The 19843-nt window shown below is 67.7% G+C and carries 22 protein-coding genes and 1 pseudogene; 12 read left to right on the top strand and 11 right to left on the bottom strand.

What is annotated here, in order from left to right:
• On the bottom strand, positions 1-640 hold a 640-nt coding region (locus G3N64_RS26755), incomplete at its 3' end, for an alpha/beta fold hydrolase (protein ID WP_241021228.1).
• Between the two features lie 353 nt (positions 641-993).
• Between G3N64_RS26755 and G3N64_RS26750 the strand changes: the two genes are divergently transcribed.
• The 7 genes from G3N64_RS26750 (at position 994) to G3N64_RS26720 (ending at position 6904) form a co-directional block, all read left to right on the top strand.
• The gene (locus tag G3N64_RS26750; RefSeq protein WP_205786596.1) at positions 994-3021 is read left to right on the top strand and encodes a sigma-54-dependent Fis family transcriptional regulator; all 2028 of its coding nucleotides are present in this window, start codon (positions 994-996) and stop codon (positions 3019-3021) included.
• Positions 3022-3344: 323 nt separating this feature from the next.
• Positions 3345-3419, top strand: a complete 75-nt coding sequence (gene pqqA, locus G3N64_RS26745; RefSeq protein ID WP_006485436.1) for a pyrroloquinoline quinone precursor peptide PqqA — start codon at positions 3345-3347, stop codon at positions 3417-3419.
• 61 nt (positions 3420-3480) lie between these two features.
• Positions 3481-4404: a pyrroloquinoline quinone biosynthesis protein PqqB gene (pqqB, locus tag G3N64_RS26740; protein ID WP_205786595.1), complete on the top strand. Its 924-nt coding sequence runs from the start codon at positions 3481-3483 to the stop codon at positions 4402-4404.
• A gap of 2 nt (positions 4405-4406) precedes the next feature.
• Entirely contained in the window at positions 4407-5126 is a 720-nt protein-coding gene (gene pqqC / locus G3N64_RS26735; RefSeq protein ID WP_205786594.1) for a pyrroloquinoline-quinone synthase PqqC, read from the top strand.
• Entirely contained in the window at positions 5123-5404 is a 282-nt protein-coding gene (gene pqqD / locus G3N64_RS26730) for a pyrroloquinoline quinone biosynthesis peptide chaperone PqqD (protein ID WP_039369440.1), read from the top strand. The genes pqqC and pqqD overlap by 4 nt, the downstream gene beginning before the upstream one ends.
• A 1-nt stretch (position 5405) precedes the next feature.
• Positions 5406-6545, top strand: coding sequence for a pyrroloquinoline quinone biosynthesis protein PqqE (gene pqqE, locus G3N64_RS26725; RefSeq protein WP_205786593.1), 1140 nt, complete (start codon positions 5406-5408; stop codon positions 6543-6545).
• A 155-nt stretch (positions 6546-6700) separates the two neighbouring features.
• Positions 6701-6904, top strand: coding sequence for a biopolymer transporter ExbD (locus G3N64_RS26720; protein ID WP_205786592.1), 204 nt, complete (start codon positions 6701-6703; stop codon positions 6902-6904).
• Positions 6905-6965: 61 nt separating this feature from the next.
• Here the strand turns inward: G3N64_RS26720 and G3N64_RS26715 are convergent, their stop codons facing one another.
• Positions 6966-7304, bottom strand: coding sequence for an XRE family transcriptional regulator (locus G3N64_RS26715; RefSeq protein WP_205786591.1), 339 nt, complete (start codon positions 7302-7304; stop codon positions 6966-6968).
• A 78-nt stretch (positions 7305-7382) separates the two neighbouring features.
• Here G3N64_RS26715 and G3N64_RS26710 point away from each other — a divergent pair, with 78 nt between their 5' ends.
• Both G3N64_RS26710 and G3N64_RS26705 read left to right on the top strand, forming a co-directional pair.
• Positions 7383-8282, top strand: coding sequence for a hypothetical protein (locus G3N64_RS26710; RefSeq protein WP_205786590.1), 900 nt, complete (start codon positions 7383-7385; stop codon positions 8280-8282).
• Between the two features lie 207 nt (positions 8283-8489).
• The gene (locus G3N64_RS26705) at positions 8490-8723 is read left to right on the top strand and encodes a hypothetical protein (RefSeq protein ID WP_205786600.1); all 234 of its coding nucleotides are present in this window, start codon (positions 8490-8492) and stop codon (positions 8721-8723) included.
• Positions 8724-8820: 97 nt separating this feature from the next.
• Here G3N64_RS26705 and G3N64_RS26695 read toward each other — a convergent pair.
• The 5 genes and pseudogenes from G3N64_RS26695 to G3N64_RS26675 all read right to left on the bottom strand — a co-directional run bounded on the left by G3N64_RS26695 (position 8821) and on the right by G3N64_RS26675 (position 12745).
• Positions 8821-9515 (bottom strand): annotated as a pseudogene (locus G3N64_RS26695) (LysR family transcriptional regulator).
• A 76-nt stretch (positions 9516-9591) separates the two neighbouring features.
• Positions 9592-10482 (bottom strand): alpha/beta hydrolase family protein, encoded by an 891-nt coding sequence (locus G3N64_RS26690; protein WP_205786589.1) that lies wholly within the window; start codon positions 10480-10482, stop codon positions 9592-9594.
• A gap of 98 nt (positions 10483-10580) precedes the next feature.
• The gene (locus G3N64_RS26685) at positions 10581-11321 is read right to left on the bottom strand and encodes an alpha/beta fold hydrolase (RefSeq protein WP_205786588.1); all 741 of its coding nucleotides are present in this window, start codon (positions 11319-11321) and stop codon (positions 10581-10583) included.
• On the bottom strand, positions 11318-12124 hold the full coding sequence (locus G3N64_RS26680) for a DinB family protein (protein ID WP_205786587.1): 807 nt from the start codon (positions 12122-12124) through the stop codon (positions 11318-11320). Before G3N64_RS26680 ends, G3N64_RS26685 begins: the two co-directional genes overlap by 4 nt.
• 189 nt (positions 12125-12313) lie before the next feature.
• Positions 12314-12745: a YciI family protein gene (locus G3N64_RS26675; protein ID WP_205786586.1), complete on the bottom strand. Its 432-nt coding sequence runs from the start codon at positions 12743-12745 to the stop codon at positions 12314-12316.
• Positions 12746-12955: 210 nt separating this feature from the next.
• On the opposite strand from G3N64_RS26675, the gene G3N64_RS26670 reads away from it, so the two are divergent.
• Positions 12956-13186, top strand: coding sequence for a hypothetical protein (locus tag G3N64_RS26670; RefSeq protein ID WP_027790668.1), 231 nt, complete (start codon positions 12956-12958; stop codon positions 13184-13186).
• Between the two features lie 100 nt (positions 13187-13286).
• On the opposite strand, the gene G3N64_RS26665 is transcribed toward G3N64_RS26670, so the two are convergent.
• The 4 genes from G3N64_RS26665 to G3N64_RS26650 form a co-directional block, all read right to left on the bottom strand.
• On the bottom strand, positions 13287-13427 hold the full coding sequence (locus G3N64_RS26665; RefSeq protein WP_205786601.1) for a hypothetical protein: 141 nt from the start codon (positions 13425-13427) through the stop codon (positions 13287-13289).
• 107 nt (positions 13428-13534) lie between these two features.
• Entirely contained in the window at positions 13535-14956 is a 1422-nt protein-coding gene (locus tag G3N64_RS26660; protein WP_205786585.1) for an MFS transporter, read from the bottom strand.
• Positions 14957-15115: 159 nt separating this feature from the next.
• Positions 15116-15886, bottom strand: a complete 771-nt coding sequence (locus G3N64_RS26655) for an ABC transporter permease (RefSeq protein ID WP_205786584.1) — start codon at positions 15884-15886, stop codon at positions 15116-15118.
• Positions 15887-15891: 5 nt separating this feature from the next.
• On the bottom strand, positions 15892-16836 hold the full coding sequence (locus G3N64_RS26650) for an ABC transporter ATP-binding protein (RefSeq protein WP_205786599.1): 945 nt from the start codon (positions 16834-16836) through the stop codon (positions 15892-15894).
• Between the two features lie 434 nt (positions 16837-17270).
• Between G3N64_RS26650 and G3N64_RS26645 the strand changes: the two genes are divergently transcribed.
• Together G3N64_RS26645 and G3N64_RS26640 are read left to right on the top strand one after the other, a co-directional pair.
• Complete coding sequence (locus tag G3N64_RS26645) at positions 17271-17567, top strand: cupin domain-containing protein (RefSeq protein ID WP_205786583.1); 297 nt, start codon at positions 17271-17273, stop codon at positions 17565-17567.
• A gap of 632 nt (positions 17568-18199) precedes the next feature.
• Positions 18200-19813 (top strand): DUF2957 domain-containing protein, encoded by a 1614-nt coding sequence (locus G3N64_RS26640; protein ID WP_205786582.1) that lies wholly within the window; start codon positions 18200-18202, stop codon positions 19811-19813.
• The last annotated feature ends 30 nt before the right edge of the window (positions 19814-19843 follow it).

The following is a 19843-nucleotide window of genomic DNA, read 5'->3' as shown; positions in this document are numbered from 1 at the left end:
GCCGCGGCGACGGGACACGCGTCGTCGCTAGCCGGGGGCACGCGGTGGACGCCGCTCGCTGCGGGCCCGCGTGCGCGCCGGCGCGGGAGCGGGGGGCGGAGCGCGACAGCAGTCGCTCCGGCTGGCCGCTGCCGGCCGCCGCATGCAGGCGCCGCCATTCGCGGGGCGCACGCGTGCGCGACGTCGTGAACAGCCGGCGGACTTCGCGTGGCGACGTCAGGAACAGGCCGCGCAGGACGACGCCGGTCACCCGTGCGGGATGCGTGCCCGCATAGGCGAGTGCGAGCGCGGCGCCCCACGATCCACCGACGACGCCCCAGCGCGCAATACCGAGTTGCTCGCGCACGGCCTCCAGATCGGCGATCAGCCGCGCGGTGCTGTTGTGACGCGTGCCGCCGCGCGGCGCCGAGGCCCCTGCGCCGCGCTGGTCGACGAGCACGACGCGCACGCGGGTCAGGTCGAACAGCCGCAGGATGCCGGCCTGGCTGCCGCTGCCGGGCCCGCCGTGCAGCACGACGACCGGGTGGCCGTGCGCGGCGCCGGCCACGACGAACGCGATCGATTGCGCATCGCGCCGCAGGCGACGGGCGGCGGGCGCGGCAGGCGGCGTCGGCGCCGGCGTGTCGGGCAAGACCCGCATCGCGGGCGACGGTGTGGATCGAATCGGGCGGCGTGTCATGTCGATAGGGCTCGGTGGAATCGGGGCAACCTCACCCGGCCGCGCGTGTGTCCGGGCGGCGGCCGGGTTTGATCTGGGACAAAGCCAGAAACGCGCCAGCCAAGAAGATCGGGATTCGCACGGGTAGTCACGCGTCCGGAAATCGCGGTATCACGAAGCCGGCGTGTCGCGCGCCGCGACATGCACGGTCGTGCCCGAATCGCACATTACGTCCTGCTTTCAATTCGGGCGGCGATGCTGGCGTGGCCCGATGCTTGCTTGCAATGACGGTAAAGCGTCCGGCAGATGACCGGAAGGATTCCCCGGAGGAGACAATGCGCGATGACGTAGAGCAGGCGGCCGGATCACGGGCCGCGCATCCCGCCGGCTGGCCCGCGCCGTCGATCCAGAAGGCCCACGAGCGGTCCGAGACCTTTGGCCTGCAGGTGTCGGCACGGCCCGACTACGATGTGCTGCCGAGTTCGGCACTGGTGCTCAAGCGCGAGCAGAGCCGGGTGCTGTGCGTGCACGCGATGCCGGTGATGGAAACGCTGCACGAGCAGATCGTCAACACGCAGAGCATGATCGTGCTGACCGACGCGGAAGGGCTGATCCTGCATTCGATCGGCGACGACGATTTCCTGCGGCGCGCGGAGAAGGTCGCGCTGCGCCCGGGCGCGAACTGGGCGGAGAGCCGGCAGGGCACCAATGCGATCGGCACGGCGCTTGCCGAACTGTGCCCGATGGTCGTCCACGGCGACCAGCATTTCCTGGCCGCGAACCGCTTCCTGACCTGTTCGAGCGTGCCGATCCTCGATCCGTACGGCGACGCGATCGGCGTGCTCGACGTGACGGGCGACCACCGCAGCTATCACCAGCACACGATGGCGCTCGCGAAGATGTCGGTGCAGATGATCGAGAATCATCTGTTTACGACGACCTTTCAGGAAACGCTGCAGGTGTCGTTCCATGGCCGCCCGGAGTTTCTCGGCACGCTGATGGAGGGGATCGTGGCGTTTACCGCCGACGGCCGCTTCCTGTCGGCCAATCGCAGCGCGCAGTTCCAGCTCGGGATGCCGCTCGCCGCGCTGCGCGCGCACACGCTGTCGTCGCTGTTCGACATCACGAGCGCGCAGCTGATCGACCGCATGCGCGCGAGCACCGACCGGCACCTGACGCTGAATCTCGGCAACGGCGCGGTGGTCTGCGCGCGCGTGCACTTCCGGCGAGCGACGCTCGCCGAAGGCAGCCGGCCGACGGATGTCCACGATGCGCTTGCGCCGGCCGCGCGCGCGAATGCGGTGCCTGCGCCGGCCGCGGGCACGTCGGCCGGCCTGTCGCGGCTCAACTATCTCGACACCGGCGATTCGCAGGTCGCCTGCGTGATCGCGAAGGTGCGCAAGGTGATCGGCAAGGACATCCCGATCCTGATCACCGGCGAAACCGGCACCGGCAAGGAACTGCTCGCGCAGGCGATCCACAACGACTCGCCGCGGCGCGACGCGCCGTTCGTCGCGGTCAACTGCGCATCGATTCCGGAGACGCTGATCGAGTCCGAGCTGTTCGGCTACGAGGAGGGCGCATTCACCGGCGCGCGCCGCAAGGGCGCAATCGGCAAGCTGCTGCAGGCGAACGGCGGCACGCTGTTTCTCGACGAGATCGGCGACATGCCGTATCCGCTGCAGGTGAGGCTGTTGCGCGTGCTGCAGGAGCGCCTCGTCAACCCGCTCGGCTCGACGAAGACGATCGCCGTGGACATCGCGATCATCTGCGCGACGCACCGCGACTTGCGCGACATGATTGCGCAGAACCGCTTTCGCGAGGATCTCTACTACCGGCTGAACGGCCTCGTGGTGCGCCTGCCGCCGTTGCGCGACCGCACGGATCTCGCGGTGGTCGTGCAGAAGATGCTGCAACGGGAGGCATACGCGGGGCCGGGCCGGCCGCCGCTGTCCGTCGCGCCGGACGTGATGGCGCTGTTCGTGCGCTGCACGTGGCCCGGCAACTTCCGCCAGCTCGGCAATCTGTTGCGCACAGCGGCGGCGATGGTCGACGACGATGGCGAAATCCGGCGCGAACACCTGCCGGACGACTTCTTCGACGACCTGCGGCGCGGCGATACGCAGGCGGCCCAGGTTGCCCAGGTTGCGCACGATCCGCTCGCCGGGTCGTGCGTCGCGGACGCGTTTCCGCCGGCCGATGCGCGCCTGCAGGACGTCGCGGCGTCCGCGATCGCCGCCGCGCTCGCGCGCCACGGCGGCAACGTGTCCGCCGCGGCGCGCGCGCTCGGCGTCTCGCGCAACACGATCTACCGGAAGATGCCGGCAGCCGACGCGGAGCGCCGCCCGTCGGACGAAAGCTGACGCGCCGGCCGCGGGATCCCGGCCGGCGCGCTGCGCGCCCCCTGTCACAGCCGGTGTGTCAAGTTGCAACACCGGTGTTCAACGATTCAACACCTGTCACCACCCCCGCGCACCATGCGGCCGGGGCGGCGGACCGCACCCGCGCGGATTGTGTCGGCTATTCGTAAGGATTCCGTCCCGATGGCCGCATGACGGCCGCATGTCGCCGGCGGGCGGCCAACGCGAGGTTTCGGCACGCTCCTTGCTGAAGAGGAACCGACCGCCCGATTTCCGCGGTTGTTCGACTCACTACGCAACGCATCAACTCAATCAGGAGACACATCATGCAGTGGACGACACCGTCTTACACCGACCTGCGCTTCGGCTTCGAAATCACGATGTACATCGCCAACCGCTGATCGCCGTGCGTGCCGCCCGTTTCGCCGTGATCGGCGCGGGCGGCCTCGGGAGCTGACGCCCATGAAGATCAAGATACTCGGCTCGGGAGCCGGCGGCGGCCTGCCGCAATGGAACTGCAATTGCGCGAACTGCCGCCGTGCGCGCAGCGGAAGCGGCCACGTGCTGCCGCGCACGCAATCGTCGATCGCGGTCAGCGACGACGGCATCGACTGGGTCCTCGTCAACGCGTCGCCGGACATCCTTTCCCAGTTGCGCGCGGATCCGGACCTGCAACCGGCGCGCGCGATCCGCGACAGCGGCATCGCCGCCGTCGTGCTGTGCGACGCGCAGATCGATCACGTGACGGGCCTGCTGATGCTGCGCGAGCGATCGACGCCGCTGCCGCTTTACGCGAGCGCACCTGTGCTCGACGACTTGTCGACCGGCTTGCCGCTCGTGCCGCTGCTGGGCCATTACTGCGGCGTCGCCGCTCACACGATCGCGCTCGGCGAGCCGTTCGCGGTGCCGGCGGCGAGCGGGATCCGTTTCACCGCGATTTCCGTCGACAGCAAGGCGCCGCCTTATTCGCCACGGCGCGCGTCGGCCGCGCCCGGGGACAACATCGCGCTGTCGATCGAAGATGTCGCGAGCGGGCGCCGCGCGTTCTATGCGCCGGGGCTCGCGACAGTGACCGACGACGTGCGTGCGGCAATGGACGGCGCCGATCTCGTGCTGGTGGACGGCACGTTCTGGACCGGCACCGAGATGATCGATCTCGGCCTGTCGGGCAAGCACGCGGCCGACATGGGGCATCTCGCGCAGTGCGCGGAGCACGGGCGGCCCGGCATGATCGACTGGCTCGACACGCTGCCCGCGCGTACGCGCAAGGTGCTCACGCACATCAACAACACGAACCCGATTCTCGATCCGCATTCCGTCGAGCACGCGCACCTGCGCGCGCACGGCATCGACGTCGCACACGACGGCATGCAATTCCAGGTCTGACGATGAACGCACCGATCCCCGCTACGGCGTTGCACGCGACGCCCTGGACCGCGACCGAATTCGAGGCGCGCCTGCGTGCGCTCGAATCGCGCTATCACATCCATCATCCCTTCAACCGGCGGCTCAACGGCGGCGCCTGTTCGCCCGCGCAGATCCGCGGCTGGGTGGCCAACCGCTTCTACTACCAGATCAACATCCCGCTCAAGGATGCGGCGATCCTGTCGAACTGCCCCGACCGCGACACGCGGCGCCGCTGGATCCAGCGGCTGGTCGATCACGACGGGCAGGGCGACAACGAAGGCGGCATCGAGGCGTGGGTGCGGCTCGGCGAGGCGTGCGGCCTCACGCGTGCCGAACTGTGGTCGCTCGAACACGTGTTGCCCGGCGTGCGTTTCGCGGTGGATGCATACGTGAACTTCGCGCGGCGCGCGCCGTGGCAGGAAGCCGTGTGCTCGTCGCTGACCGAGATGTTCGCGCCGCAGATCCATCTCGACCGCCTCGCGGGCTGGCCGTCGCATTACCCGTGGATCGAGCCGGCCGGGCTGCATTACTTCCGCAGCCGCGTGCCGCTCGCCCAGCGTGACGTCGAGCATGGTCTCGCGGTCACGCTGCAGCATTTCACGACACCGGATGCGCAGCAGCGCGCGCTCGGCATCCTGCAATTCAAGCTCGACATTCTGTGGTCGATGCTCGACGCCGTCGAAAAGGCCTACCCCCTATGAACGCGATCGAAGCTGCCAGCGGCGTGCCGCTGCGCCCCTGTCTCAGTGGCATGTACCGCCTGCAATGGGAGGCGGCCCAGGATGCGTACGTGCTCCTCTATCCGGAGGGAATGGTCAAGCTCAACCCGAGTGCGGGCGAGATTCTCGCGCGCTGCGACGGCACGCGCGAACTGGACGACATCATCGGCGAACTCGAGCGCCTGTTCCGGCAATCGGACCTCGCCACCGACGTCTATCGTTTCCTCGATCATGCGCGACTGCGCGGCTGGCTCGACTGACATGGCACCCGACACTTCCCGTCCATCCGCGCCGCTGTGGCTGCTCGCGGAACTCACGTACCGTTGCCCGCTGCACTGCGCGTTCTGCTACAACCCCGTCGACTTCGCGACGCACGGCGCGGAACTCGATACCGATGCGTGGCGCGCGGTGATCAGCGATGCGCGCGCGCTTGGCGCCGCACAGATCGGTTTCTCGGGCGGCGAACCGCTGCAGCGCGACGACCTCGAGACGCTCGTCGCGCATGCGCGCGGGCTCGGCTTCTATACGAACCTGATCACGTCGGGTGTCGGGCTGAACGTCGCACGCATCGAGCGGCTCAAGGCAGCCGGGCTCGATCACATCCAGTTGTCGCTGCAGGATTCGACGCGCGAGCTGAACGATTTCCTGAGCAGCACCCGCACGTTCGAACTGAAGCGCGGCGTTGCGCGGCTGATCAAGGCGCACGGCTACCCGATGGTGCTCAACTGCGTGCTGCATCGCTACAACCTGCCGCACGTGGGACAGATCATCGAGATGGCGCTCGACCTCGGCGCCGATTACCTGGAGCTCGCGAACACGCAGTACTACGGCTGGGCGATGCTGAACCGCGACCAGCTGATGCCGACCGTCGAGCAGGTGCGCGAGGCCGAGGAAACGGTCAACCGCTATCGCAAGCTGGTCGGCGAGCGCTGCAGGATCCTGTTCGTCGTGCCCGACTATTTCGAGCGGCGCCCGAAGGCATGCATGAATGGCTGGGGCTCGGTGTTCCTTGGCGTCGCGCCGGACGGCACCGCCTTGCCATGTCATGCCGCGCGGTCGTTGCCCGGACTCGCGCTGCCGAACGTGCGCGACCGGTCGCTGCGGGAAATCTGGTACGACAGCGACGCGTTCAACGCGTTTCGCGGCGACGGCTGGATGCGCGAGCCGTGTCGCACGTGCGACGAACGGCATGCGGATCATGGCGGGTGCCGGTGCCAGGCCTACCTGCTGGCCGGCGATCCGAAGGAGGCCGATCCGGTGTGCGGGAAGTCTGCGCACCACGGCCAGGTCGAGCAGGCCGTGCAATTCGCGCGACGTTGCGCGCCGCGCGACGAACAGCCGATGGTGTTTCGCAGCCGGGAGAACTCGCTTGCGCAATGCGGGGCGGCGTGCGACTGCTGAGGCAGCACGGCGAAGACGGCGACGGGAGAGAACGAGGCAGGGCAAAGCGATGGAGACCGTGGCAATCGATACGCAGTCCTCTTCATGGCGGTGAAGTGGTACGTGCGCGCGAAGACCGTTGAACGCCGGACGGAGGGGATGTCGGCGGAGGCGGCGTGAGCTGGGACGCGCATCCGGTGTCGAGTGCCGAATTGCAGGCGCATCTTGCCGCGGCGGCCCGCGCCGCACCCCAACCGGAAGTGCGCCTGTCGGCCGATCGCGCGGCCCGCTACGACAGCGTCGCGAAGCTGCTGGCGGCGGCACAGGCCGCCGGCCTTGCGAAGGTCGGCTTCGTCACCGATCCTGCCGCCGGCCGATAACGCGCGGCGCTCCGCTGCCGAGCCAGCGATGCGACCCGGCGGGCACCGCCTGGCCGCGACGTTACCCGTCATCCGCCTTCGCCTGCAGCCCCTTCAACCCCTGAATCACGACCAGCAGCGCGCGCCCGTGCTCGTCCGAGCCATCCCACGCGTCGACGATCGCATCGCGCAGCAGGTCGTTGTACTGGCGGCGCGACGGCCCGGTATCGACACCATAGAAACTGCATAGCTTATTGAATGGCGCGCTGCGGCGCAGCCGATGCCCGTTCGACAGCCTCAGGCGCGATACGGTCGGCTGGCTGACCCCGGAGAGTCGCGCTATTTCGCTGGACGAGCGTGTATCTGCCGTCAGGCGGCGCAACAGGTCTTGAACGGGAAAATCTTGGTCCGGGGCTTCCATGCGATGCATTATACCTATACAGTTACGGCTGTTGAATGGGCTTGCTGTCACCAGCGAGGCTGTATCCCGAGAAAGTTGATGACACTGAAACACCTCCCACCCACGTTCTGCTGGACCAAGATCGGTACCGAGTCCGGCGAGGAACTGCCGACCGTCGTGCTCCGCAAGGAATGGGAGCGGCGGCTCGGGGGCGGGCGTTTTCTGTGGGGCATCAACCAGCCGCTCGGCAGCAGTGCGCAAGTCGCCGCGCATCGCACGGGCTCGCTGCTCGCGCTGTTTTCGCCGGTCGCGTCGCGCCCGCGTGCAGGCGAGCGGAAAGACATGCTGCTGTGGAATGCATGGGTCGACGCGAGCGGGCAGGTGCGGCCGTTGCCGCCGCATACGTTCATCGCCAGCCGCTCGACCTTGCCGTCGGGCCGGCGCCGCGAACAGCACTACGCGCTCGTGTGCGCGTCGTCCACCGCACTCACGGTCGGCACGCAATTGCGCGTGTTTCCCGATCACCTGCGCAGCGTGAGCACCGGCAAGCCACTCGGCGCCGCCCAGGGGGCGGCCGTGGTCGATTGCGTCGGGCGCGCGAAGGAGCAGACGGGCAAGAGCTATCCGCTCGCGCTGTCGGTCGAGCTCGAGGCACCGTATTTCGTGAGGCTCGCGCAGCCGTGCGTGTTGAAGGCACGCGATCTCGCGGAAGTGAACAAGGCCACGCGCGCGGGTGATTTCGATCGCTTCGTCGAGCTCGTCGCGCGCTTGCGCGGCCGTTCGCCGACCGACGCCGTGCGCGGCGTCACGCGCGATCTGTTCGATGTGCCGCCGATCGAAACGGCGGCTGCGTATGTTGCGCCCACGCACGTCGCGCGATTGCGCAACCGGCCGGCGGCCGAGCATCCGCACGATCTCACGGGCGACCTGTTCGACCTGTCGCCGGGCGAGGCAGCCGCGTTCGCGGGCCTCGTGCATCCGCGTGTCGGGCGCGCGTAACGAATAGCGCGCAGCGGATCGCGCAAGAATTTGTTGCAATCTCGCCATAGCGGCGCGGCGAGCGCAGAGCGACAATCGGCACGAAGCGCGCTGCGCGGCAGCCGATGCGTCGACGATCGATGGGACGTGGTTCACGCCGCCGACATGCGCACCACGCACACTGAGCGTCGGCGTGCTTCACACTGCAACCCTGAGGGAGAAGTGTCGATGTCGACCCACATCTGTTCGCGGGAAGCCCGGGCCGCGCAGCGCTTCGTCGAAGCGACGCGCAACGTCGATCAGGCCTTTCGCGCCGTGCGCGGCGAAAGCGACGACGACGTTTCATCGGCCGAATACGCACGCGCGATGTCGCGCCTCGATCGCGCGCTCGACGAGCTGGCGCGTGCACAGGAATTCTTCGATCGCGTAGTCGGCGCCGACACCACAGCCCAAGACAACTGATCCCACCGCCTCCACGGGTTCGCGCGTCGGGCGACGCGCGTTCATCTTCATGCCGGGCATCGCGCCCGGCATGTCATGCACTCATCCTGCTCCGACTTCAAACCTTGCGGCCTTCGACCGGATAGCCGGGATCGGTATAGCCGTGCGTCGATGCGTGCCCGGGCGGCACGAGCGAATCGACGAACCGTTCGTCATCCGGGCCGAGTTCGAGCTTCAGCGCATCGATGTAGCTGTCCCGGTGCGCCTCGGTGCGCGGCCCCGCGATCGTCGAGCTGACGAGGCGGTTCTCCGAGATGCGCACGGCGATCATGTCCTTCGCGACCTGGTGCGACCTGGTGCGACCTGGTCGCCGAGCCTCACGCCGACGTCGAAGCGCTCCGCAACGATGTCGGACAGCCCGTAGTCGTTCACGAACTCGACCTTCAGGTCGCGATAGTCGCGCAGGATCGGCGCGAGCTTCGGCCACAGCAGCGTGCGGATCACGAAGTCGGTCGCGTTGATGCGCACGGTGCCCGCGGGCTGGTCGCGCAGTTCCGCGAGCGCGGTCAGTTCGGCCTCGATCTCGTCGAAGCGGGGGGCGAGATTGAGCAGCAGGCGCTCGCCGGCTTCGGTTGGCGCCACGCTGCGTGTCGTGCGGGTGAGCAGCCGCACGCCGAGGTGCGTTTCGAGCGAGCGGATCGTATGGCTGAGCGCGGATTGCGAGACGCCGAGCTGGGCGGCTGCACGCGTGAAACTGCGCTCGCGCGCGACGGCGATGAAGGCGAGGAGGTCCGCAAAGTTGTCGCGCGGCATGGAAGGTGTCGGGTGGTCGATGCCAGCGCATCGTACCACCGGGGTCGCCGGGCCGCGGCCGGCGATGCGGCGCGCGTCAGCCCGCGCGCGTCATGCCCGGCGCATGGGGCAACGGATGGTACGCATAGCCGCCATGCTGGAACGACGTCGCGAAGAACCGCATCTGGTAGCGGATCGCATTCGCCCAGTAATCCCACGTATGGCCGCCCGGCCGTTCCGCATAGTCGTGCGGCACGCCGAGCGCGACGAGCCGTTCGTGCAGCGTGCGGTTCGAGCCGACGAACGCGTCGTCGCGGCCGCAATCGATCGTCAGGTCGAGATGCGCGCGCACGAACGCGCCGGCGCCGGCGACGATCACGTTGCGGTTCCAGAACGACGGATGGCGGCCGGGATCGCCGAACACGTGGTCGATGCCCGGCTCGTCCGCGCAGCAGCGCGGATCGACCGCGCCGCTGATGCTGCCGACCGCACCGAACGTGTCGGGCCGGTCGAGCGCGATCCGCAGCGCGCCGAAGCCGCCCATGCTGAGCCCGGTGATCGCGCGGGCGCGCTGCGTCGCGATCGTGCGGAAGTGCGAATCGACGTACGACACGACTTCGTCGCCGATGAAGGTTTCGTAGCGGCTGCCCGAATCGAACGGGCTGTCGATGTACCAGCTCTCGTGCCCGCCGTCGGGCATCACGAGGATCACGTGGTAGCGGTCGGCCAGCGCGGCGATGCGCGTGTTCGACGTCCAGTCGGTGTGGTCGCCGCCCGAGCCGTGCAGCAGATAGACGACCGGATAGCGGTCGCCGTCGCGAGGGCCGCGCGCATAAGTGTCGGGCAGCACGACGGTGGCCTTGAGCGTCTCGTTCATCGCGGCGCTGGGAATCACGACGACCCGCGCCTGGAATGCGAGAGCAGGGCCCGAAATGGCGAGCAGCAGAAACAGCCAGAAGGCGCGTGCCAGGTTTATCGATCCTCGCATGTGTCGATCCCGTCCGGCGCCGGACGCCGGGAAAACCCTGTTCGGGCGACTCTAGCAACCGCGCCTTTCAACCATATTTCGGCGAATCCTACGGGTTGTCAGGCAGGCGGCGCGGACACGATGCGCTCGAGCGCCGCGCGAAACGCATCGGGCTGCTCGGCCGGGATCAGGTGCCCGCAGCGTGCGATCGTGTCGAAGCCGGCGCAGCGCGCGAGCGCCCAGTCGGGCACGTGCCAGCCCGCGCGCGAGCGCGCGCCGGCGACCAGCCAGACCGGGCGACGCCCGAACACCTGCGCGAGCGCCTGCAGGTAGCCGGGTTCGCCTGTCGTCGCGACGACCGAGCGGCCCATCGCGCGCAGCGTCGATGCCGGCTGATGCGCGAGCCAGCGGCGCGCGTCGTCGAGCTGGCCCGGCGACGGCGCATCGATCGCGCCCCGCAGCCAGCCGGGCGGATCGGCACGCAGTCCGTCGAGCATCGCGTCGGCTTCGGTGGACGTCATGCGGCCGACCGACGCCGACCAGAACGCATCGTCGAGCGTGAAATTGCCTTCGACGTTGACGATCCGCCGCACGCGTTCGGGATGCGCATGCGCGAACAGCATCGCGATCGCGCCGCCGACCGAATGGCCGACGACATCGACCGGCTGCGCGCCGAAGTGCGTATCGACGGTGTGGCCGACGTGCTCGACCTGCGCGGCGAGCGTGATCGCGTCGAGCGGTACCGCACGATGCATGCCGTAGCCGAGCAGGTCGGGGGCGAGATGCGGGCCGTTCCACCCGCGCACGTCGAGCGTGCCGATGAATCCGTGAATGAAGACGACGGGCGTGGGCTGGGTCACGGAGCGGGCGCGGAAGAAAGGGGCGGCAATTCGAGTTCGGCGAGTAGCTCGTCGAGTTCGAGCACGTGCGTGCGGTCGTGGTCGAGCAGTTCGCGCACGAGTTCGTCGAGCGACATGCGGCGGACGCCGTCGCGCAACCCGCAGCGAGCGAGCTGCGCGGGCGCCAGCGCGGCCGCGGTTGCGCACAGCGCGGCGCGGCCCGTGCGGAATGCCGCGATGGCAGCATCAAGCGGTTGTGCGAGGTAGTCGCGTTGCGCGGCGAGCACGGTGCCGTCGACGGATGCGATCACCGGCAGGTCGAGCGTGCGCACGGCGTCGATGCGTTCGGCGAACACCGCGTCGAGATCGCGCAGGTGGCATGCATGCTCGACGAGCGAAAAGCCCGTGCCGTCGGGGCGGCGGGTCCACAGCGCGGCCGGCACGTGCGCCGCATACGCGGCGAGCCGGTCGGGCAGGCGGGCCAGCGCGGCGACGACGTCGGCGAACGGCAGCAACTGCGGGTACGCGCTGAACACCGCGCCATAGCTGAACAGCGTGCCGCCGAGCCGCCCGCGCGCCTGCACGACGTCGTGGCCGTGACGGCGCATGACTTCCGCGACCATCGCGCCGCAGAACTGGCGGGCCGTCGTGTCGGTTTCGATTTCGGGGAATTTCAGTGCGATCTCGTGCTGGATCGCACCGATCGCGGCAACGCCGACGCGCGACAGCGCCGCGAACTCGACATAGCGCCCGGGTTGCGCGATCAGCGCTTCGAGCTGGGCGCCGAGCGCGGTGGTGCGGAAACGGTCGAAACGGGAATGCATGACGGACGGGGCCCGGCGAGTAACGTATCAAAACGATACGTTACTCGCCGGGGCCGCGTCAACCGGTTTGCCGGGGCGGTTCGACGGAGCGAGGCGAGGCATCGCGGGCGTTGTCCGGCGGGGGGGCGGCGGCGGCTCCCGGTGCCGCCGGGCGCCGCGCTGCACGCGATCCGCGCTCCCGCCCGCCGCTCAGGACTTCTGCCGTGCGTCGATTTCCGTACGCAGTTGCGCTTCCTGCTGCTGCAGTTCGGGGGTGAGTGCAGCGCCGAAATCTTCGGGCGAAAAGATTTGCCGGATCTCGATGTCCGATTCGACGGGCATCGGGTTCGGGCAGCGCTTCACCCATTCGACCGCTTCGTCCATCGATTTCACTTCCCACAGCCAGTAGCCGGCGATGAGTTCCTTGGTTTCGGCGAACGGGCCGTCGATGACCGTCCGGTCCTTGCCGGAGAAGTGCACGCGCTTGCCGCGCGAACTCGGATGCAGCCCTTCGCCGGCGAGCATCACGCCGGCTTTCACGAGCGCTTCGTTGTACTGGCCCATTGCGGCCAGCAGTTCGGTATCGGGCATCGCGCCCGATTCGGAAATGGCGGTTGCCTTGACGATGACCATGACGCGCATTGCTGTTTCTCCTTGAGCGGGCGTTGACGGGAGCCGCCGGCCGGGCCGACGGCAAAAACGATCGGTTACGACAACACGACGCGTGACGATGGCGCAAATCGACATCGTGCGTGAAGCATTTTCGCGTGCGGTCGCACCGGCGGGCACGACCGCGGAGCCCGTCGTCAAAACTGGTATGCTGAACCTCACCACGTTCACGCGGAGGGCGCCATGGCTGCTAAGGAAGTCTCGAAGAAGAAGTACCTGAAAATCCTGAACAAACGCTTGCGCGCGGAGCCGGCGGCCCCGGCCGGTGCGTCGTTTGTCTTTTTCCCGCTGGGTGCGAAGGCGAAGAACGCGACGGGTGTCGTGTCCGGCGATGCGCGCAGCAAGCGCGAACTGGCGGTGATGGCCGCGGTCCAGCGCAAGGCGGCCGAAGAGTTCGTCGTCGCCGGCGCCTGACCGGAATCGGCTGCGCCGCCGTCGGGTTGCCGCCTCCGCGGCGCAGGGCAAGTTCCCCTCTCCGCAAAAGTCCATGCGTGGGGCCGGCGCAAGCCCGTGATTAGCGGGAACAGGCCCTGGGCGCGGCGGGCTCGCAGTGCGCGATTGCGCCGGCGAGCCCGCGCGGGATGTCGTGCGTGATGGCCGGGCCGTGCATCGGCAGGATGACGTCGAGATCGAGCGCCTGGAGCCGGCGCAGCACACTCTAGCCGCGTCGGTCTGGGCGCGAATCCTGCCGGTTCACGCAGCCGCCGGGCACGGTGTCGAACGCCGCCCCGGCCGTCAGGAACACCCGCGCCGATCGGGCGCTCAGGACACCTTGTCCGCCGCGGCCGTGTACCGGCCGCCGCCGCCCGCTTCGCCGCCTGCCGCCAGTTGCTCCAGCGCGAGGCCCTTCGTCTCGATCCCGAGCGTCCACACGGCGATTGCCGCCGCGACGAACGACAGCGCACCGAGCGTGAACACGCCGCCCTGGCCGAACACGGGCAGCACGACGCCGACCACGTAAGGCCCGATCAGCGAGCCGACGCGCCCGATCGCCGAAGCGAAGCCCGAGCCCGTCGCGCGCGCGCCGGTGCCGTACAGCTCCGGCGTGTACGTATACAGCGCGGCCCACATCCCGAACAGGAAGAACTGCATTGCGAGGCCTGTGACGATCAGCAGCGTCGTACTGCCGCCGTACAACGCGCTCTGGCCGTATGCGTACGCCATCGCGCCGCCGCCGATCAGCGACGCGATGCAGGTCGGCTTGCGCCCCCAGCGTTCGACGAGCCACGCGGCGCACAGGAAACCCGGCACGCCGCCGAGCGAGATCAGCACCGTGTAGAACACCGATTTCGTGACTTCGAAGCCGGCCTGCTGCAGCAGCGCGCCGAGCCATGACGTGAGGCCGTAGAAGCCGAGCAGCGCGAAGAACCACAGCAGCCACACCATCACCGTGCGGCGGCGGTACACACCGCTCCAGATCTCGCGCAGCGCGCTACCGCCGCGGGCGACGACCGGCTCGGCGAGCCGCGACGGCGGCGGCAGCGTCGTGACGCCGGCCGAGCGCATCACCTTCGCCTCGATCGTGTGCATCACCGTGTCGGCTTCCGCGTGCCGGCCCGCATGCTCGAGCCAGCGCGGCGATTCCGGCACGATGCGGCGCACGACGAGCACGAACACGGCCGGAATCGCGAGCAGCGCGAACACCGTGCGCCAGCCGAACTGCGGCAGCACGAAGTACGCGACGATGCCGGCCGTGATGAAGCCGAGCGGCCAGAAGCCGTCCATCAGCGCGATCAGGCGGCCGCGCTTCTCGGTCGGCACGAATTCGGACAGCAAGGTCTGCGCGACCGGGAATTCCATCCCCATCCCGATCCCGAGCAGCACGCGGTAGACGATCAGCGCGTCGACGCTCTGCGCGGTCGAGCACAGGTAGGAGGCTGCGCCCCATAGCACCATGCTCCACTGGAACACGGGCCGGCGGCCGAAGCGGTCGGCGAGCAGGCCGGCGACGGCCGCGCCGAGCACCATTCCGAAGAAGCTCGCACTCGCGACGAGGCCGGCGGCCGCGGTCGACAGCCCGAATTCCTTGCGGATCGAGCCGAGCACGAAGGTCATCGTGCCGAGGTCGACCGAGTCGAAGAAGAATGCGATCGCGATGATGAAGAAGATCCGCTTGTGATACCCGGAGAACGGCAGGCGTTCGAGCCGGGCGGCGGCGGAGGCGGGAGCGGTGGCGGCGGGCATGGCGTCCTCTGAAATGAAAAAGGGCCGCGAAGCGCGTGCTTCGCGGCCCGATGCTTCATCTTCAGTAGACGCGACCACAAACCGCCGCATCGGAGGAAAAGCGCCGCCTGCTTGGCCAAATGCGTCATCGCCGGCGGCGCGGGGCGGGGCCGTTGTGTGTCAGTTCTTCAGCTTGTAGCCGGTGCGGAACATCCACGCGACGATTGCCAGCAGGATCACGAGGAACAGCGACGTCGCGCCGAGGCTGACGCCCACGTGCACGTCGGCGATACCGTAGAACGACCAGCGGAAGCCGCTGACCAGGTAGACGATCGGGTTGAACAGCGTGACGACGCGCCACGCGGGCGGCAGCATGTCGACCGAGTAGAAGCTGCCGCCGAGGAACGTGAGCGGCGTGATGATCAGCAGCGGCACGAGCTGCAGCTTCTCGAAGCTGTCGGCCCAGATGCCGATCACGAAGCCGAACAGGCTGAACGTGACCGCCGTCAGCACGAGGAACAGCACCATCCAGAACGGATGCAGGATGTGCAGCGGCACGAACAGGCCGGCCGTGGCGAGGATGATCACGCCGAGCAGGATCGACTTCGACGCGGCCGCGCCCACATACGCGATCACGATTTCCCAGTACGACACGGGCGCGGAGAGAATCTCGTAGATCGTGCCCGTGAAGCGCGGGAAGTAGATGCCGAACGACGCGTTCGAGATGCTCTGCGACAGCAGCGACAGCATCACGAGGCCCGGCACGATGAACGAGCCGTAGCCGATGCCGTTCACGTCGCTGATGCGCGAGCCGATCGCGGAGCCGAACACCACGAAGTACAGCGACGTCGAGATCACCGGCGCGATGATGCTCTGCATCAGCGTGCGGCGCGTGCGGGCCATTTCGGCGCGGTAGATCACGCGGATGCCGTGGAAATTCCAGGTCGCCATGTGCGTTACGCCCCTTGTGCGCCGTTGCGGCGGTTGTCGATCAGGCTGACGAAAATGTCCTCGAGCGAGCTCTGCGTCGTATGCAGGTCGCGAAAGCCGATGCCGGCCGAGCCGAGCGCGTTGATCAGCTTCGCGATGCTCGCGTCGTCGCGCTGCGAGTCGTAGGTGTAGATGAGCGCGGCGCCGTCGTCCGCGCGTTCGAGCCCGAACGCGGCGAGGTCGGCCGGCACCGTCGCGAGCGGATGCTCGAGCTGCACGGTGAGCTGCTTCTTGCCGAGCTTGCGCATCAGCTCGCGCTTCTCTTCGACGAGCACGAGTTCGCCACCGAGGATGATGCCGATGCGGTCGGCCATTTCCTCGGCTTCCTCGATGTAGTGGGTGGTCAGCAGGATCGTCACGCCGTTGTCGCGCAGCGAATCGACGAGCTTCCACATGTCGCGGCGCAGCTCGACGTCGACGCCGGCCGTCGGCTCGTCGAGAAACAGGATGCGCGGCTCGTGCGACAGCGCCTTCGCGATCATCACGCGGCGCTTCATGCCGCCCGACAGCGTCATCAGCTTGTTGTCGCGCTTGTCCCACAGCGACAGCGCCTTCAGCGTCTTCTCGATGTACGCGGGATCGGGCGCCTTGCCGAACAGGCCGCGGCTGAACGACACGGTCGCCCAGACGGTTTCGAACGCGTCGGTCGTCAGTTCCTGCGGCACGAGGCCGATCATTTCGCGGGCCGCGCGGTAGTGATCGCGGATGTCGTGGCCGCCGACCGTCACGCGGCCTTCGGTCGGCGTGACGATGCCGCAGATCGAACCGATCAGCGTCGTCTTGCCGGCGCCGTTCGGCCCCAGCAGCGCGAAGATCTCGCCGGGGCGGATGTCGAGGGTCACGTGCTTCAGCGCCTGGAAGCCGGACGCGTAAGTCTTGGAGAGGTCGGAGACGGAAAGGATCGGTTGCATGCTCACGGATGGCACGGCCGGCCGGCGCGGCGGCGTGCGCCGCGCGTGCCCGGCGCCGGCGCCGCTGCGAAGCGGCCGGGACCGGGGACGGCATGGCGAACGGGCGTCATGTCGAACGGCGTTGTGGTGCGGGATCGCAGGACCGCCATATTAGCAATCGGTAGATGGAAATGCATTCTCATGGAAAGGGCGTGCGTTGCCGGTGCCGGATTTGCGTGAATTGACGATGCATCGCTGAAAAACGTGGTGCTTTATTTGAGATGCGTGAACAATTTGCGCGGTTTTCGGCGAACCGGGCAGCGATCGCGTTTCGGTTCGGCGGCGGCGCGGCCGGTCGGCCGACTGTGCCGCCCGAAGGCCGTCGCGCCGTACCGGGACGGCATGCGCCGCGCTCGCGATAATGCGTTCCTTTCATTGTTCACGGAGCGGAGCGCATGTCTTTGATCGATTTCAAATCCGTGGCGGCCGCGCAGGCCGCCGCGTGGAAATCCACGATCGTCGGCGAGGTCGGGCCGGCCAGGATCAAGGTGCTGCGCATGGATGCGCAGGCTTACGAAGCGGAAGTGCACGACTACAACGAGGGGCTGCTGGTGCTCGACGGCCGGATGATGCTCGAGGTCGGGGGCGAGACGGTCGTCGTCGAGGCCGGGCAGATGTACCTCGCGCTGGCCGGCACGCTTCACGCGGTGCTGCCGGGCAGCCACGGCACGCTCGCGATCATCGACGTGTAAGGTTGCGCCGCAGCATGCATGCATGCATGCGGGCGTGCGGGCGGCCCAGGCCCGGCTGGCTTGGCCCGGCGTGGGTTGGCGGTCGCTGTTCAAACGCGTGTTACACCGCCCGGGTATTTGTCTGAGCAAATAAAAAGAAGGCTGTTTGAAAATCTGTTAAATACCGTGTAAACGCTAGGATCGCGCGGTTCCGGTCGTTTGGAACTCTGCGTCCATTTACTTGTGGGTATCGTCCGATCATAGTCTCGACAAACGACGCATCACGATAACGAATCAAGCGTACGGATGGAGACCAATTCATGAGACGCCTATCCGCGGGGCCAGTCGGACTGCCGTTTCCCGTTGTTTCGCTGAATGCAGGCGCGATGCAGATCGCGTCCTTGCGTTGTCCTGTCGCCGTGTAGCGGCGAACCATTTCCCGTTTCGATCGTTCCGACGGCGCCTGCCGCATGACGGCGCCGCGGGAGAGCGCTTGCCTGCCGCCGCGGCGTGTGCCGCATTTGCCTGACCGGCATCGCGGCCGCCTGGCGCGCACCGTCATGCGCCGCGCGTTCGTGCCGCGGCGCGATACCAACCGGCGGGCCATGCAGCCTGTCCGGACGAGACTTGTCGTACCTGAAAAGGAGGGGTTGATGATTTGCATTCCTGAATGGCGGAAAGCGATCCTGTCGTGCGCGGTAGTCGCTTTGCCGTTCGTCGCCGGTTGCGGCGGCGGTGACGATCCGGGGCCGATCAACGTGCCGCAGTGCTCGGGCAGCGCATGCGGGCCGAGCGGGGCTATCACGACGCCGCCGGTCGTGACGAAGCTGTGTCCGGACGCGCTCGATTACACGACGACGTATACGGGTGGTTCCGGCAGCGGCGAGTACGTGAAGGTGAAGTTCGATACGACGAAGCTCACCTATCAGATGCAGTTCCTCGAATCGTCGGTGCCGACGTCGGCAGGGCAGGTCAACGATACGCGCGCGGGCCTGACGATCAGCGGCGCATTCCATCACCCGACCAATCTCCCGACCGCCGAGCAGAACCGCTGCGCATTCGTGCTCGACAGCGGCGCGACGAGCGACGGCGCTTATTCGGTGACGATCAATCGTGCGGATCCGCCGATGCTGTTCGTCGGCAATGGCGTGGTGGGTGGAGGGATTCCGGGGGCGACGATTGCGTTCGCCGGGATCGAGCCGTTCCCTGGCTTCGTGCTTGGCGTCGTGCCGTCGCGCACGTTCGATTTCTACCCGTTCATCGGCTTCACGCAAACGGAAACCGATTTCACGAAGGTCGCGGGCAACTACAACGAAGTGGGGATTCACCTGTCGCCAGTCGGTGGCAGCGCCCAGAGCAGCGCCGGGGCGGTCGGCTGGGAGCCCGACGTCGTCAACTGGAACCAGACCTTCAATGCGGACGGTTCGTGCACGATCACGCCGAATAGCGACTACTCGTGCCAGACCACCGGATCGCCGTGGGCGTTGCGCAAGAACGCGGACGGATCGGCCGACAACGTGTTCGTGAGCAACGCCGTGGCGAACCAGTTCGGTGCGGTCTCGTATCCGGTGGCTGGGCAGGCGCCGGGCATCGTGATCGCGACGCCGAGCCAGGCGAAGGGGATCATGATCGTGGGCAAGCTGAACGGTGTGCTGGTACCGATCGTGATTCGTGTCGGTTACACGCATGTCGATTCGAGCAATGTGCTCGCATCGGTTGCTGATGCCGAAGTCGGGATCTCGATGCTTTCGTCGACCACCGCCATCGCGGCCAACTCGATGAAGGGCGGCTTCATCGGCGCGACGAGCGCATCCGCCTGCGGTATCGTGGCGCCCAGCACCGCGACGTTCGCGGTCGCCAACTCGGGCCCGAGCTTCAACAACAACGTGCCGCATCCGGATCTGCCCGGCAGTTTCAACGGCACTTTCTTCCTGGCGCAGGCGGGGAGTTGCAACGACGGCACCGCGGTATCGACCATGGCCGCGAATTACACGTCCACGCTGTTCCAGGGCAATACCGCGGCGTTCATCGATCCGCAGACGTCGTCGGTGACCTCGCAGTTCGCGCTCGACTACACGCAGGCCACGCCCGGCAAGGTCAAGGTCACGGCCACGCAGGACTTCAACGCGAAGGGCGCGAGCGGCAACGTGGCGATCTTCAAGAAAGGCGATACGGGCTGGATCGTGACGGCCGGCAACGTTTACGCGATGGTCGTCAACAACAGCCAGGTCAACCCGTTCTTCACGGTCGGCGCATTCGTCCAGTAACCGCGCATTGAACGCGTAACACCGGCGGCG

It is taken from the genome of Burkholderia sp. Ac-20344, assembly GCF_017104975.1.
Lineage (GTDB): Bacteria > Pseudomonadota > Gammaproteobacteria > Burkholderiales > Burkholderiaceae > Burkholderia.
The sequence above is the reverse complement of the archived record's forward strand: the minus strand, read 5'-3'. Positions and strand labels throughout refer to the sequence as shown.

What these genes read in the sequence shown, in the direction of transcription:
- G3N64_RS26750 (WP_205786596.1), top strand. Translation starts at nt 994, where the DNA reads ATGCGCGATGACGTAGAGCAGGCGGCCGGATCACGGGCCGCGCATCCC.
- pqqB (WP_205786595.1), top strand. Translation starts at nt 3,481, where the DNA reads ATGAAGATCAAGATACTCGGCTCGGGAGCCGGCGGCGGCCTGCCGCAA.
- pqqC (WP_205786594.1), top strand. Translation starts at nt 4,407, where the DNA reads ATGAACGCACCGATCCCCGCTACGGCGTTGCACGCGACGCCCTGGACC.
- pqqD (WP_039369440.1), top strand. Translation starts at nt 5,123, where the DNA reads ATGAACGCGATCGAAGCTGCCAGCGGCGTGCCGCTGCGCCCCTGTCTC.
- pqqE (WP_205786593.1), top strand. Translation starts at nt 5,406, where the DNA reads ATGGCACCCGACACTTCCCGTCCATCCGCGCCGCTGTGGCTGCTCGCG.
- G3N64_RS26715 (WP_205786591.1), bottom strand. Translation starts at nt 7,304, where the DNA reads ATGGAAGCCCCGGACCAAGATTTTCCCGTTCAAGACCTGTTGCGCCGC.
- G3N64_RS26710 (WP_205786590.1), top strand. Translation starts at nt 7,383, where the DNA reads ATGACACTGAAACACCTCCCACCCACGTTCTGCTGGACCAAGATCGGT.
- G3N64_RS26705 (WP_205786600.1), top strand. Translation starts at nt 8,490, where the DNA reads ATGTCGACCCACATCTGTTCGCGGGAAGCCCGGGCCGCGCAGCGCTTC.
- G3N64_RS26690 (WP_205786589.1), bottom strand. Translation starts at nt 10,482, where the DNA reads ATGCGAGGATCGATAAACCTGGCACGCGCCTTCTGGCTGTTTCTGCTG.
- G3N64_RS26680 (WP_205786587.1), bottom strand. Translation starts at nt 12,124, where the DNA reads ATGCATTCCCGTTTCGACCGTTTCCGCACCACCGCGCTCGGCGCCCAG.
- G3N64_RS26675 (WP_205786586.1), bottom strand. Translation starts at nt 12,745, where the DNA reads ATGCGCGTCATGGTCATCGTCAAGGCAACCGCCATTTCCGAATCGGGC.
- G3N64_RS26670 (WP_027790668.1), top strand. Translation starts at nt 12,956, where the DNA reads ATGGCTGCTAAGGAAGTCTCGAAGAAGAAGTACCTGAAAATCCTGAAC.
- G3N64_RS26660 (WP_205786585.1), bottom strand. Translation starts at nt 14,956, where the DNA reads ATGCCCGCCGCCACCGCTCCCGCCTCCGCCGCCGCCCGGCTCGAACGC.
- G3N64_RS26655 (WP_205786584.1), bottom strand. Translation starts at nt 15,886, where the DNA reads ATGGCGACCTGGAATTTCCACGGCATCCGCGTGATCTACCGCGCCGAA.
- G3N64_RS26650 (WP_205786599.1), bottom strand. Translation starts at nt 16,836, where the DNA reads ATGCAACCGATCCTTTCCGTCTCCGACCTCTCCAAGACTTACGCGTCC.
- G3N64_RS26645 (WP_205786583.1), top strand. Translation starts at nt 17,271, where the DNA reads ATGTCTTTGATCGATTTCAAATCCGTGGCGGCCGCGCAGGCCGCCGCG.
- G3N64_RS26640 (WP_205786582.1), top strand. Translation starts at nt 18,200, where the DNA reads ATGATTTGCATTCCTGAATGGCGGAAAGCGATCCTGTCGTGCGCGGTA.